Raw genomic sequence first — 12,983 nt, 5'->3', positions numbered from 1 at the left:
CATTGTTATGATTTAATGTTAAATAAAATGGCAATTTTTAAATTTTCTATCCCTAGAATTTAAAAATTGCCATTATAATTAGTCGTTTAATTATTTTTTTTGGTTTTTTTAGGATAAAACACGGTGATAAGTGTTTTTTAACTCAATTATTTGCAATTAAATTCAAATAATTGAAATACGGTTATTCTAATACGTTTAGAGAGGTATACTATACCCGATAGAGTATAATTAATTGGTTTTGGCATTATTTATACCTGATAGGGTATGCTATTGTCATACTGCAGTAAATAGTCTTCTTTAACCTTAGAGCTCCTTGAGGGGGAGAAATCACAAACAAAATCATTAAGTTTTGAAAATAACTAGTCCCATATACCTATAAAGTGTAGGGAACTAGTTACTTTGTTTTAAACTTGAGTAAGGCTATCTATCTAACATTGGCATGTTAGTTTTATTTTCGTTACATTTTTAAGTGGTCCATCAATTCGACCAACCTCCGCCTAAAGATCGGTATAGATCTACTACTGAGGCTAATTCTGCTTTTTTAACCTGCGCGAGTTCCAATTCACTTTGTAAAAGATTACTCTGCGCAGTGATAACCTCTAAATAGGTTGCCATTCCTGTTTCAAAAAGTAAATTCGCATGATTTATTGCTTCTTTTAATCGACTAGTTCTTTGCTGGGTTATCTTTTGTTTTTCTTTTAATTTTTCAATGGATATCAATGCGTCCGAGACTTCAGCTACGGCTGTAATGACTTTTTGTTTAAATTGAATTATGTTTTTTTCTTGTTCAATACGAGCCTGTTCATACTGAGTTTTTAATGCTTTTCGCTGAAAAATAGGTTGTGTTAAACTGCCTGCAATTGCTCCAAAAAGTGATGCCGGTATGTTAAACCAGTTACTGGCTTTAAATGCATTAACCCCTGCTTCTGCAGTGATAATTAATGAGGGATACATTTTTGTTTTAGCATAATGTTGATATGCCTGAGCGCTGGTAATAGCGAGTTCTGCTTGTTTTACATCAGGTCTAAGACTTAATAGATCTGCGGGTATTCCTGTTGCAATTTCTTTGGGCATTTTAAGATCAGAGAGTTCTGCGTTCGTCTCAATTTCTTTAGGTAATTTTCCGCTTAGGATTTGTATTGCGTTTTGCTGCAAGTGAATTTGTCTTTCGAAATCTGGAATCAGCGAAGCTGCTGCCAATCTTTGCGCCTGGAATTGCTCCAATGCAAGTAAATTTATATCACCGACTTCGTATTGTAGTTTAACAATTCGCAATGTACTATCGCTTAAATTTAAATTAGTTTGTGCGATTTCATGAAGCTCGTGGAGCATCAGTAATTGGTAATAACCTTGAGCAATTTGTGATACTAGCCGCGTTTGTATAGCTTTTTTGGCTTCTTGGGTTTGTAAATAGGAAACCAAAGCAACTGTTTTTTGACTTTTAATTTTTCCCCATATATCTGCTTCCCAAGATAAGCTCAGGGAGGCGGTGTAATCTTCAACGTGATTTTGCCCTAGGACTTGACCAAGGTTTAATCCATTGACACTATTTTGAGAAGGATTAGTGCTATTAGCATTTAAGTTCATTTGCAAACTAGGCAATTGATTAGCTTTAGCTTGTTTAAGCATTAATTCAGATGATTCAATATTTTTTATGGCCAATTGCATGTCCATATTATGATTTAATGCGGTATCAATGAGATTCTTTAAGATAGGATCTTGAAAGAAATCTCGCCAATGGATTGTCGCCACATTACTATTCTGTTCTACGACTCCCTGATCCCTGTATTTATTGGTTAGGTTTGGCGCAAAATTTTTGTTATGATTTAACTTCCCAGTGTTGCAGGAATCAAACAATAGCGGTATGATGAGGGTAAAGGGTATGATTTTTTTGAGTTTCATTTTTATGATTTTAAAGTAGGTTTAAGCATTTATAGGTGATTTTTCACTATTGGTGCTTGCTAAAACCTGGTCCTCAATTCTCTTCGAACTTAATCTCTCATGAATATTCTGAAAAAAGATAAAGAGTACAGGTATGATAAATAAACCAAGTGCTACTCCAGATAACATTCCTCCGGCAGCGGCTATGCTAATGGAATGATTTCCTTGAGCAGATGGACCAATTGCAGTCATCATAGGAATCATACCTACGATAAAGGCAAGTGACGTCATGATGATAGGTCTTAAACGTAATTTGGCTGCTTCCAGTGCCGCATTTACTATAGTTAAACCTCGTTTGCGGCCATGTATGGCAAATTCTACTATTAAAATTGCGTTCTTAGCCAAAAGCCCTATAAGCATGACCAAGGCTACTTGTACATAAATATTATTGGAAATATCTGTTAAGCCAATTGCTGCAAATACGCCAAATATTCCTGTTGGGATGGAAAGAATTACGGCTAATGGGATAATGTAGCTCTCATACTGCGCAGCCAACAGAAAGTACACGAAGATTAAACACAAAATAAAGATCAGGGTAGACTGACCTCCTGAGACAATCTCTTCTTTTGTCATACCTGAAAATTCATAAGTATAGCCTTTTGATAATTGCGCTTTTGACACCTCTTCCACGGCTTTAATTGCGTCCCCGGTACTGTACCCCGGCTTGGGGATAGCATTGATTCCTATTGAATTAAATAGATTATATCTTGAGGCCGTTTCTGGTCCATATACCCGATGGAGTTTTACTAAAGTGTTTATCGGGACCATATCTCCAGAACGATTTTTGACAAAAATTCCATCCATAGAGGAGGGATCACTTCGGTCTTTAACGTCGGCTTGGATCATCACCCGATAATACTTTCCGAATCGATTGAAATCTGAGGCCTGCGCACTACCAAAATAAGCTTGCATCGTATTCAAGATGCTTTTAGTACTCACTCCGAGCTGCTCAGCTTTAATGTCATCTACTTGAAGTTCATATTGCGGATAATCTGCCTTGAAAGTTGAAAAGGCCATAAGGATTTCAGGACGTTTCATTAATTCCCCAATAAAATGTTGTCCAACCGTACTGAATTTATCTAACTCGCCGCCCGTTCGATCCTGTAGAACCATATCTAGACCATCTACGTTGCTAAATCCCGGTACTGTTGGAAAGGTGAAAACGAAAAAATTGGCACCCTTTACTTTGGATAATTTTTGGTTGATATTAGCCATTATACCATCTATGTCCTTAATTTTTCCCCTTTGTTTATAGGGTTTAAGTAGGATAAAGGCGACCCCTGCTGATGGACTCGTAGATTGCGTTAAAATATTAAAACCGGCAAGGATATTTAAAGTCTTAGTAAATTCAGCATGCTGTAATTGCTGTTCAGCTTCTGCTAGTGCACTCGAGGTCCGATCCAATGATGCGCCTGCTGGCATAGAAAGAGATACCGCCACAAAACCTTGATCTTCAGATGGAATGAAACCGGTTGGTGTTTTTCGAATCATGATGAAGGTGACTAATAAAATAACACCAAGAGCACTAAATCCGACCCATTTGTGACGAAATAGGAAGCGTAAACTCCCCAAATAATTTTTACTTAAACGTTCAAACCCAACATTGAATCCTGTGAAGAATCGTTCCTTAAAATTGAGCTTTTTACCATTGGAATTATGGGTATGAATTGGTTTAAGAAAAAGGGCACATAATGCAGGGCTTAATGTTAAAGCATTTACAGCAGAGATAACGATAGCAATCGCCAGAGTGAAGGCAAATTGTCGATAAAACACACCGGTAGACCCTTCCATAAACCCAATGGGAATAAATACCGCTGACATTACTAAGGTAATGGAAATAATGGCTCCTGTAATTTCACTCATTGCGGAAGTTGTCGCTACCTTAGGTGATAGATGCTCGTTTTCCATCTTAGCATGTACCGCTTCCACAACTACTATAGCATCATCTACCACAATGCCAATTGCTAAGACAAGGGCAAATAAGGTTAATAGATTGATTGAGAATCCGAAAAGCTGCATAAAGAAAAATGTTCCAATAATTGCAACAGGAACGGCTATTGCAGGTATTAGGGTAGATCTGAAGTCTTGGAGGAATATAAAAACAACTAAGAAAACAAGAATAAATGCTTCTATCAAAGTCTGTTTCACCTGATCAATTGATTGATCTAATGCATCTTTAGTATTGTAAAGAACCAGATATTTTACACCTTTTGGAAAGTTAGCAGAAGCCTTTTCCATAAATTTCTGGATTTCAATTTGAATCTCATTTGCATTGGATCCAGCCAATTGCATAACACCAATATTAAGTCCAGCCTTACCATCGATGCGTGTATGGCTAGCATAGGTGTAAGATCCCAACTCTACTCGCGCTACATCTTTAAGTCTTAACATTGATCCATCAGCGTTTGCCCGAATGATTATATTTTCATATTCACTGGCTTGGTTGAGTTTTCCTTTGTATTTAATCACGAATTCAAAAGCTTCCTTACTACTTTCGCCAAATTTACCTGGAGCAGCTTCTATATTTTTGTCTTGAATAGCGGCCATGATCTCCTCAGGGGTTAGCTTATAGGTTGCCATCTGGTTTGGTTTAAGCCAAACACGCATTGAATAATCTTTACTCCCTCCAAATGCAACCGCTTGACCAACCCCCGTAATCCGTTTGAGTTCGGGAATGATATTTATCTGAGCATAGTTGCTAATAAAGGTCTGATCATATTTGCTTTCATCCTCAGTATATAGATCCAATACCATGATTAAGCTGTTTTGTTGTTTTGCTGTTGTGATACCGGCTTGAACAACTTCTGCAGGTAATTGGCTGGTTGCTTGGGCAACTCGATTCTGAACATTTACAGCCGCTTGATCCGGATCTGTTCCCAATTTAAAATAGACGGTTATCATAAGTGAACCATCATTGCTGGCGGTTGAGCTCATGTAACTCATATTCTCTACGCCGTTGATAGACTCTTCCAGTGAAGGTGCTACCGCTCGCAATACGGTCTGAGCATTTGCTCCGGGGTAAAGAGCGGTTACTTGGACGGCTGGCGGAGCTATATCAGGGAATTGTTGTAATGGCAGTTTCAATATGCCAATAACCCCTAAAATCACAAGCAGTATTGAAATTACCGTTGCAAGTACAGGTCTTTCTATAAATTTTTTAAACATTATCTTTAGTGTGTTTGATTAGTTGATGCTATCTGTTTCGAGTTTTTGAGGAGTTATTTGTTGACCATCTTGCAAAAGATCAATTCCTTTATAAACAATACGATCTCCTTGTTTGATGCCCTTGTTCACCAAATAGTTTGCTCCACTCTTGCCAATAATTTCGATGGGCTGTTGGACAACCTTATTCTCTTTGTTAACTGTATAGACGAAAATCTTGTCTTGTATTTCTAGCGTGGCTAATTGAGGCACTAAAAATGTTTTGTCGTATTTTTTTTGCAGTCTTACCCGACCTGTGTTGCCATTACGCAATATGCCTTCGGGGTTTTTAAATGTAGCACGAAGCGTTATAGATCCGGTATTTTTATCAAACTGACCATCGACCATGTCAATTTTACCTAGGTAATCGTAAATACTTTGGTCAGATAATACCAGACTTATGGGATCGAGATTTGCTAACTTTTCTTGTAAATTTTGACCAGAAGTGTTGTTTTTAAACGCGATAAAGTCATTTTCTCCAAGCGAAAAGTAAACGTGAAGTTCTTTTACATTAGATAAGGACGTGAGAGGTTCTACATCTGTTGGATTAACTAAACTTCCTTGTTTTTTTTGTAACCGACCTATGTATCCATCGCTTGTTGCCCGAATTAGGGTATAACCTAGGTTAATCTTAGCGGCTTGAACCGCAGAAACTGCTAATTGTACATTTGCTTTTGCCGCATTTTGAGCGCTTTGAGCTGTTTTCAGCTGGAAGTCAGTCAAAACTTTATTCTGCACTAACTTTGTTTTTTTCTCTACCTCTAAATCGGCGTTCTCGAGTGCTGCTTGGGCGGATAACAAATTCGCTTTAGCTTGGTTGAGTTGCTCTTGGAAGGGTTGATCGTTAATTTTGAAAAGAGCTTGTCCTTTCGTTACCTTCGCTCCCTCGTCGACATAGATACGCTCCAAGATTCCCTGAACTTGAGGACGTATTTCAATGTTTGCTGAAGCTTCAATACTTGCTGGGTATTCTTGATAAACCGTTTCGTCGCCACTATCTATGGTTATAACGGGCAGGTTTGATGGAGCTTGATCGACGGGTTTACTTGTTCCTGTAGTGCAACTGTATAGAAATAAAACAGGGATAAAAAGCATTAGTTTACTATAGTTAAGTTGTTTAACAGCGTTAAATACTAACCGATGTTTCTTAAGAGAATCTGGAAATAGATAATTTTTCATTGTGTGTTGAAGATTGAGTTATTGTTTATTTAACACTGTTAAATTGCTTAACAATGTTTATTTTTGAGCAAAAAAATTTAATCTGTTAACGTTCTTGTGATACCATGAATAGCGTCTTTGAGTACCTGTTGATTTGTGATATCTCCGTTTCCTTGATTTACCAGATTGATCGAAATTAATCCATGAATAATTGACCAGAACGTAAAGTATTTCCTGCAAATTAATTCATCTGAGGGCTGCTTTTCAATCATGATTTCACGTATGACATCACTAATGATTTTTCCGTGAGTTTCACCCCATTTCTCATTCGATTTATATCCGCAGCAGGGCGTACCTACACCGAACATTAATTGGTACAGTTCGCGTTCTTGAAATGCAAAATCCCAATAGCTGAACCACATGGCTTCCAATTGATTTTCTAGGTCAGCCTGTTCTGATTTTGCTAGTTTTACTTTTTGTGTCAATAATCGGAATCCCTGAGTGGTCAACTCAACAAGTATTGCATCTTTGCTAGGGAAATATTCATAAATCATAGGAGCAGTATATTCAATTATATCCGCAATTTTACGCATACTTAATGCTTGCCAACCTTCTTGTTTTACAATTTGAAGAGAGGCCTCGAGGATATTGCTTCTGTTTTCGTCCTTTAGACGCTGAATACGTTCTTTACTTCCCATGCTTTACTAGCATAAATGATTTAATAGTGTTAAACAAAAGTCGATTTTTTTTCTTTTACTTTATAACATCTTAAAGTCATTAATTTTTTTTCTTAAAATATTTAAGGTAATAGTCTAATTATAAAAGTGGTAATAATTTTACTCGTTTGTCCATCAAGATTCAATAGTGCTAGGACTGAGTGTTTTATAAAAGGGTAGCCCTAATCATCGATACCTTTACCGCTTAAAATAGTTTTAGTGTATTTCTCAATTCTAGCTTGACGAGTTTTTGATTGTTTTGCCTGGCTGAAGTAAAAAAGATATGCTCTTTGTCTGCCTGGAGTCAGCTGCTTAAAGGCTACTTCTAGGTCTTTATTCTGATCGAGTGTCTGCTGAAATTCTATTGGAATGTCGGTTATTGTTTTAAATGTTACTTTCAAGCCGGCTTTTTCCACTTCAATAGCTTCAAAAATATAGGTTTTTAACAAATTTCTGTTTTTGATAATATCTTCTAAGTTTTTAAAGCGAATTTGTCTTGCTGATTGAACGTTTTCGGTTTGTTGAATTAAAAGGTTTTCCTTATTTTTCAGTAAAACACCCTTAGGCAATAACAAGGCGCAATATTCTTTAAATCCATGTATTAATACAATATTAGCTTTTGAATAGGTGTAACATGGGACGCCCCATTTTATTTCTTCGTTTATTCCACATTCTAGTACTAAGGTTCTCAATGTAGTGTATTCGGTTTTCCATTTTGATTCTTTTTCAAAAAACCAGTCCGCCTTAGGGTTCATTCCATTCATAATCCAATGCTGTTAGTTACTTTCCTTCCATCGGGTCTAAACCAATAAGAAATGCAGGTTAAAATTAATAATAAAATTGGACCAAAATATTCTGATCCGGCACTCCAGGAGGCAATATGCGAAATAATGGCACCAGTGGTTAGAAAGAAAAAACCAGCATATGCCCATTCTTTTACAATAGGGAATTTAGGGATAAGTACGGCGATGACTCCCAATATCTTCCAGGTACCCAAGATATATAGGAAAATCAGGGGATATCCTAATTCTTTCATCCGTAAGACTTCTTCATCCATGGTTACAATTTGTACGATTCCAGTTGATAACATGCCTAAGGAAAGCCAAATGGTGGCTACCCAATAGATTATTCTATTTCTTTTTGACATTTTCTGTAAATTTTAATTCACTTAATAGGTTTTCTATTCTGTTATGAGCCATATTAATTCCTTTAGCAAAGGGTAATTTGAGCATATAGTCGCGATCGGCTATTGATTTGTAAATGATATGCATAGTAAGCTTGCTGGTTTGCTCAGAGGTTTCTTCAAAAGTTAAGAATTCCAACTGGACGGGCAGGGGAGCCCCCTCCATTTGAAAAGTTCTGGTTATTTTCTGATTTTCAAGAAATTCGTGTATGGTTCCGTTAAAGCCATGTTTATTTCCCATTGGATCAGTTGTTTCAAATTGAAAACTACCATGCATTTTATTTTCCAACTTAATAACTTTTGTTCCCATCCATTGCTCAACAAGTTCAGAATCAACATAGGCTTTAAAAAGTAGATTTAAAGGTAATTCAAAATCCCTGATAATGATAATTTCCTGCTTACCTTGCTGAGCAATTAATTTTGTTTTTTGTTCCATGATTTTATTTTTTATTTTGAAACGCTTTCATTATGCTTTCTAATGTGTTGAATTTTTCATCCCACATTTTGCGAAACGGTTCCAAAAATTCTGCAATTTCTTGCAATTGTGATGCGTTTATATGGTAATAAATTTCCCTCCCTATTTGTTCTTGCTTGAGAAGTTCACACTCGGTTAATATTTGTAGATGTTTGGATACTGTTGGCCTAGCTGTTTGGAAATTTGAAGCTATTGCACCTGCGGTCATTGATTGGGTGGCAATTAATAATAGTATAGCTCTTCTTGTTGGGTCCGCTATGGCTTGAAATGCATCTCTTCTTGTTTTCATCATGTAGCTATTTGGCTACAAATATAAGTGTAGTTATTTAACTACGCAAATTTTTTAATAATTTTTGACACCAGTTATCTTGAGATATGGAGTTTGGTAAATGAGTAGGAGAGGGTAATAAATTATTTCAATTCTTTTTAGTAGTCCAACTAATCAATCAGAAATAAAATAGTTTATAGCTCATCGGTGAGAAACTCAAGTATATATAATTTTTTGATAAATATTCCACTTAACTTCGCCGGAATGAAAATGATCTTTAACAATAAATTTAGTCAATTGAGCTCAAAAATGTTTGTTCTTATCTTCCGTCTATCTATTTTTCTCGCGACAAGCGTTGATAGTGTTTATGCCTATGAACACTATTTTGGTGCGGTTGAATCTGAAACTGCGGTTCAAGATACAATTCAAAGAAATGATGGATATGTGCTTGTCACTAGGGTAATAGATGGAGATACTTTTTGGGTAGATAATGGAATTGAGCAATTCAAGGTTAGGTTTATTGGTGTGGATGCTCCTGAAACATCGAATACTAGGTTTAAGCAAAAGGGATTCTATGCTCAACAGGCAAAGGAGTATGTTAAAAAGTTAACAGAAAAAAAATGTGTAAGGTTGGAATGGGATATTCAAAAAAAAGATAAATATAACAGACACCTGGCTTATATCTTTTTGAAGGACGGCACGTTTTTAAATGCTAAACTCGTCGAGCAAGGATACGCTGTTGTTAGCACATTCCCACCTAATGTTAAATATGTTGATTTGTTTATTAAATTTCAAAAACAAGCTAGGGAAGAAAAGCTTGGTTTATGGACTGAACAAGTTATTATTCGATGATCTTTTTGTAGATCAAAATTAATACTTAGTTAAACTACCTAATTTTATCAACCTGATTTCCTTTTCAAGTCACTCTCCATACATATTCCCGGTTTCTAGTCTTGCAAATCGTTAAGTATCAAGGATACTCCCGGAGCTATTTTGCTGAATAATTTGATGCTATTTTCTAGTTTATTTATTTCTAATAACATAAATTAGTTATTTTGATTTGTAAACCGATTTTTTATTTTTTAAATAGTAGTTGGACGAATATGTTTGTAAAGATTATACCAAAATTGCCAATGCGTGAGAAGGCATTAACAAAGGACTTTTATTTAAATAGTTTAAATTTCAAAGAACTTGGTGACTATGGCGATTATTTATTGTTTGAAAAAGACAATCTTGAAATCCATTTTTTTGAATTTAAGGAACTTAATCCATTAGAAAACTATGGACAAGTTTACATTAGAATTCAAGAAATAAATACGTTTTATCAATGGCTGCTTGATAATAAAATTACCATCCACCCTCATGGTCATTTGCAGAACAAGCCATGGGGACAACGGGAGTTTTCTTTACTGGATCCGGATGGTAATCTACTCACTTTTGGACAAAATATATAGAATTCCAGAACCTAAGACTCAAGCGAAGAGTTAATTGATTAAACAAAGAATGACTCATGATGCCGTCACTTAAGAAGTAAGGTATTGGAGAATCAACAATAAATTGAAATTTACAATGAATATTTTAATTGTCTATGCTCATCCCAGTAATAAATCCTACACCTTTCAATTGTTGGATAGACTGAAACGGATGTTTGCGGATCAGCGTTGGAAAGTTGAGGTTTCCGATTTGTATTCTATGAATTTTCAATGCGATATGACTGAACAGGAATACGAAAGGGAAGGTCTTGGAAACACCACATTGCCGATTTCTGAAGATGTATTATTAGAACACCAAAAGATAGAAAATGCAGACTGCATTATTTTTCTTTACCCAGTTTGGTGGAGCGATTGCCCAGCGAAACTCAAGGGATGGTTTGATCGAGTTTTCTCGCTTGGTTATGCTTATGGAGATAGTAAGTATTTAAAAAAAATGAAAGTTGTAAAGTATGGTATTGTAATTTGTACCTCTGGTTATTCAACTGATGAGTTAAATTTACTTGGAATAGGACAAAGTATGCGAACAATACTTTTAGAGGATAGGCTTGGGAAGAGGTTTGAACACAGAGAAATGTTCATTTTAGGAGGTACATTGCAGCTTGAGGAAACAATATTAACGCATGCAAAACTCATTGAGGAATTAAAAACAAAAATAATGCAGTATTGCGGCTAGTTTATGCATTACACCCTTGAATAGATCTAGTCTAACCGCTTGTAAAAGTTCAAGGTAATTCTATGTCTTTTAAAATCAACTATTTAGTTTTTTTTTCCTGTAAATTATTTTTAAAGCAGTACCATTTGATACTGCTTTTTTCGAACTTAAAACACCTGTTTTGGTGAACCTATAAAATCTAATATTTCGATGGTAGGTTGCACTTCTATATGCTCATCCCTTGACTTTTGAAAAGCTATAAAGGAAGGTACTTGTAATAGTTCCTGCTGAATTTGTGCATTTTCGTATTGAGAAAGATGTAGGAAGCTTGAACCATCTTCTTTTTGAAAAATGGTGTAGTTGAATTGAGAAGAATCCAATTTTTGAAAGTCATTTAGAAATGTTGCTATCTTTTGCTTGTTTGTCTGAGCGTATTCCTTTTTTACGCTGTAGGTTACTTTAACTGAAATCATTTTTTTGTTTTTTTAAATGTAATTGATACTAGTAAGACAATACGATTGGATTAAATGTGACAATTAATTTAAAATAGTTAGATTTTTTAATTTCAGGGGATCTACGACAGAGAATATCTGAGTGATTTTTTGATGTTCATCAACCTCAAAAATCTGACAATTGATTAGTGTTGAATCTTGAAAGAAATACAAGGCTGATTGATGATTCACCTCCCCAATAATGATTTTAAAATCTTTTTGATAATTGTTATAAACAGACAGAATTAATTCCACCGTTTTAGATATTCCAGAGGTAAATTCGGCTACCACTTTTAAGTTCTCTCCTCCATCGGCTACCACTTTTAAGTTCTCTCCTCCATCGGCTAACACCTGAATTTCCTGAGATAATAGATTCTCCAAAGTAAGTACGTCTCCCTCTCGAATAGTATAGATGTATTTTGTGAGAAAATTGAGATTTACTTTATTTGCTTTAGGGGCAGTTTGCTTTCTGTTTTTTAATTTTAATTTAGCCCGACTTAATAACTTCCTCGAATTTTCTTCAGTGATGCCTAATGCATCAGATATTTCAGTATGGCTATACTCAAAAACCTCTCTTAATAAAAATACAGCCCTTTCCTTAATGTGTAATGTTTCCAGAAGCACTAACATTGAATATTGCAATATATCCCTTTGCTCTAATCTCTTTTCTCCTGCATTGGTAACAATCGGTTCAGGCAACCAAATCTTCTTTTGTAATAAATGACGCTTGTTTTTCCTATAGTTAATGGATTCATTGATGACCGCCTTAATCAAATACGCTTTTTCATTCGAAATGTCGTTTTTTTGATTGAATTTGATGAATACATTTTGTATAACGTCTTTGCTATCCTCTAAGCTTCCAAGAATATTGTAAGCATATGGAATTAATATTTTTCTTAAACTAACCCAATTTGTCATTAATTAAAAATTAAATGGTCTTTTTTAATTCGTGTGGTAATTTAAGATTTAATCATCGAAAATTCGATTTGTTTTTTGAACTATGGGTTACTAAACCGAATACATTTTCTAGGTATTTGTGATATAATTTTATGTCTCGATCAACATCTGCACTTTTCTCTACACCATGAAAATGAAAGGAATCTAACTTTTCTAATGAGGCAAACGCATTCATTCGATGAAAACCAAATAATGCGCCTTGATCTGCGCTGACTTCATTGAAAAAATACCCAGGTAAGGTACCATGATCAACTGTAACACCTCATCAATATACTTTTTAAATCCAAAAGGCGATTGAAACCACCACATTGGCGTAGCAAAATGTTGACTGCATTTATAAAATAGAGCGTAAAACCCAGAGGTCTTTAGCCTGTGGGATGTAATCGACTACCCCTGATTGAGTATGTACTCACGAATGGTCTCAGGAGATGCTTCACCAATAGAACAA

General features: G+C 35.4%; 13 protein-coding genes. 3 read left to right on the top strand and 10 right to left on the bottom strand.

Features of this window, described 5'->3' with window-relative positions; all coding sequences use genetic code 11:
* Nucleotides 1–477: 477 nt before the first annotated feature.
* The 8 genes from AC6CHH_RS16305 to AC6CHH_RS16270 all read right to left on the bottom strand — a co-directional run bounded on the left by AC6CHH_RS16305 (nucleotide 478) and on the right by AC6CHH_RS16270 (nucleotide 8,963).
* Nucleotides 478–1,902, bottom strand: a complete 1,425-nt coding sequence (locus AC6CHH_RS16305; protein WP_498284776.1) for a TolC family protein — start codon at nucleotides 1,900–1,902, stop codon at nucleotides 478–480.
* A gap of 21 nt (nucleotides 1,903–1,923) precedes the next feature.
* Nucleotides 1,924–5,106, bottom strand: a complete 3,183-nt coding sequence (locus AC6CHH_RS16300; RefSeq protein WP_498284775.1) for an efflux RND transporter permease subunit — start codon at nucleotides 5,104–5,106, stop codon at nucleotides 1,924–1,926.
* 18 nt (nucleotides 5,107–5,124) lie between these two features.
* Nucleotides 5,125–6,321: an efflux RND transporter periplasmic adaptor subunit gene (locus AC6CHH_RS16295; protein ID WP_498284774.1), complete on the bottom strand. Its 1,197-nt coding sequence runs from the start codon at nucleotides 6,319–6,321 to the stop codon at nucleotides 5,125–5,127.
* Between the two features lie 77 nt (nucleotides 6,322–6,398).
* Nucleotides 6,399–6,998 carry a TetR/AcrR family transcriptional regulator gene (locus AC6CHH_RS16290; protein ID WP_498284773.1) on the bottom strand — a complete coding sequence of 200 codons (600 nt, stop codon included), beginning with the start codon at nucleotides 6,996–6,998 and terminating at the stop codon, nucleotides 6,399–6,401.
* Between the two features lie 200 nt (nucleotides 6,999–7,198).
* The gene (locus tag AC6CHH_RS16285) at nucleotides 7,199–7,780 is read right to left on the bottom strand and encodes a YdeI/OmpD-associated family protein (protein ID WP_498284772.1); all 582 of its coding nucleotides are present in this window, start codon (nucleotides 7,778–7,780) and stop codon (nucleotides 7,199–7,201) included.
* Nucleotides 7,777–8,163 carry a DoxX family protein gene (locus tag AC6CHH_RS16280; protein ID WP_498284771.1) on the bottom strand — a complete coding sequence of 129 codons (387 nt, stop codon included), beginning with the start codon at nucleotides 8,161–8,163 and terminating at the stop codon, nucleotides 7,777–7,779. Before AC6CHH_RS16280 ends, AC6CHH_RS16285 begins: the two co-directional genes overlap by 4 nt.
* A complete protein-coding gene (locus AC6CHH_RS16275) occupies nucleotides 8,147–8,635 on the bottom strand; it encodes an SRPBCC domain-containing protein (RefSeq protein WP_498284770.1) in 489 nt (162 codons plus the stop codon). Before AC6CHH_RS16275 ends, AC6CHH_RS16280 begins: the two co-directional genes overlap by 17 nt.
* Nucleotides 8,636–8,639: 4 nt before the next feature.
* Entirely contained in the window at nucleotides 8,640–8,963 is a 324-nt protein-coding gene (locus AC6CHH_RS16270; RefSeq protein ID WP_498284769.1) for an ArsR/SmtB family transcription factor, read from the bottom strand.
* A gap of 243 nt (nucleotides 8,964–9,206) precedes the next feature.
* Between AC6CHH_RS16270 and AC6CHH_RS16265 the strand changes: the two genes are divergently transcribed.
* The 3 genes from AC6CHH_RS16265 to AC6CHH_RS16255 all read left to right on the top strand — a co-directional run bounded on the left by AC6CHH_RS16265 (nucleotide 9,207) and on the right by AC6CHH_RS16255 (nucleotide 11,108).
* Complete coding sequence (locus AC6CHH_RS16265) at nucleotides 9,207–9,794, top strand: thermonuclease family protein (RefSeq protein WP_498284768.1); 588 nt, start codon at nucleotides 9,207–9,209, stop codon at nucleotides 9,792–9,794.
* Nucleotides 9,795–10,045: 251 nt separating this feature from the next.
* On the top strand, nucleotides 10,046–10,396 hold the full coding sequence (locus AC6CHH_RS16260; RefSeq protein ID WP_498284767.1) for a bleomycin resistance protein: 351 nt from the start codon (nucleotides 10,046–10,048) through the stop codon (nucleotides 10,394–10,396).
* A gap of 115 nt (nucleotides 10,397–10,511) precedes the next feature.
* Nucleotides 10,512–11,108, top strand: coding sequence for an NAD(P)H-dependent oxidoreductase (locus tag AC6CHH_RS16255; protein ID WP_498284766.1), 597 nt, complete (start codon nucleotides 10,512–10,514; stop codon nucleotides 11,106–11,108).
* A gap of 146 nt (nucleotides 11,109–11,254) precedes the next feature.
* Here AC6CHH_RS16255 and AC6CHH_RS16250 read toward each other — a convergent pair whose 3' ends face one another.
* Together AC6CHH_RS16250 and AC6CHH_RS16245 are read right to left on the bottom strand one after the other, a co-directional pair.
* Nucleotides 11,255–11,560: a hypothetical protein gene (locus tag AC6CHH_RS16250; RefSeq protein WP_498284765.1), complete on the bottom strand. Its 306-nt coding sequence runs from the start codon at nucleotides 11,558–11,560 to the stop codon at nucleotides 11,255–11,257.
* Between the two features lie 63 nt (nucleotides 11,561–11,623).
* On the bottom strand, nucleotides 11,624–12,496 hold the full coding sequence (locus tag AC6CHH_RS16245; protein WP_498284764.1) for a sigma-70 family RNA polymerase sigma factor: 873 nt from the start codon (nucleotides 12,494–12,496) through the stop codon (nucleotides 11,624–11,626).
* Nucleotides 12,497–12,983 lie beyond the last annotated feature (487 nt).

It is taken from the genome of Sphingobacterium sp. GQ94 (assembly GCF_059758715.1).
The sequence above is the reverse complement of the archived record's forward strand: the minus strand, read 5'-3'. Positions and strand labels throughout refer to the sequence as shown.

Excerpts from the sequence above, each read along its gene's own strand:
- AC6CHH_RS16305 (WP_498284776.1), bottom strand. The coding sequence starts at position 1,902 with ATGAAACTCAAAAAAATCATACCCTTTACCCTCATCATACCGCTATTG.
- AC6CHH_RS16300 (WP_498284775.1), bottom strand. The coding sequence starts at position 5,106 with ATGTTTAAAAAATTTATAGAAAGACCTGTACTTGCAACGGTAATTTCA.
- AC6CHH_RS16295 (WP_498284774.1), bottom strand. The coding sequence starts at position 6,321 with ATGAAAAATTATCTATTTCCAGATTCTCTTAAGAAACATCGGTTAGTA.
- AC6CHH_RS16290 (WP_498284773.1), bottom strand. The coding sequence starts at position 6,998 with ATGGGAAGTAAAGAACGTATTCAGCGTCTAAAGGACGAAAACAGAAGC.
- AC6CHH_RS16285 (WP_498284772.1), bottom strand. The coding sequence starts at position 7,780 with ATGAATGGAATGAACCCTAAGGCGGACTGGTTTTTTGAAAAAGAATCA.
- AC6CHH_RS16280 (WP_498284771.1), bottom strand. The coding sequence starts at position 8,163 with ATGTCAAAAAGAAATAGAATAATCTATTGGGTAGCCACCATTTGGCTT.
- AC6CHH_RS16275 (WP_498284770.1), bottom strand. The coding sequence starts at position 8,635 with ATGGAACAAAAAACAAAATTAATTGCTCAGCAAGGTAAGCAGGAAATT.
- AC6CHH_RS16270 (WP_498284769.1), bottom strand. The coding sequence starts at position 8,963 with ATGAAAACAAGAAGAGATGCATTTCAAGCCATAGCGGACCCAACAAGA.
- AC6CHH_RS16265 (WP_498284768.1), top strand. The coding sequence starts at position 9,207 with ATGAAAATGATCTTTAACAATAAATTTAGTCAATTGAGCTCAAAAATG.
- AC6CHH_RS16260 (WP_498284767.1), top strand. The coding sequence starts at position 10,046 with ATGTTTGTAAAGATTATACCAAAATTGCCAATGCGTGAGAAGGCATTA.
- AC6CHH_RS16255 (WP_498284766.1), top strand. The coding sequence starts at position 10,512 with ATGAATATTTTAATTGTCTATGCTCATCCCAGTAATAAATCCTACACC.
- AC6CHH_RS16250 (WP_498284765.1), bottom strand. The coding sequence starts at position 11,560 with ATGATTTCAGTTAAAGTAACCTACAGCGTAAAAAAGGAATACGCTCAG.
- AC6CHH_RS16245 (WP_498284764.1), bottom strand. The coding sequence starts at position 12,496 with ATGACAAATTGGGTTAGTTTAAGAAAAATATTAATTCCATATGCTTAC.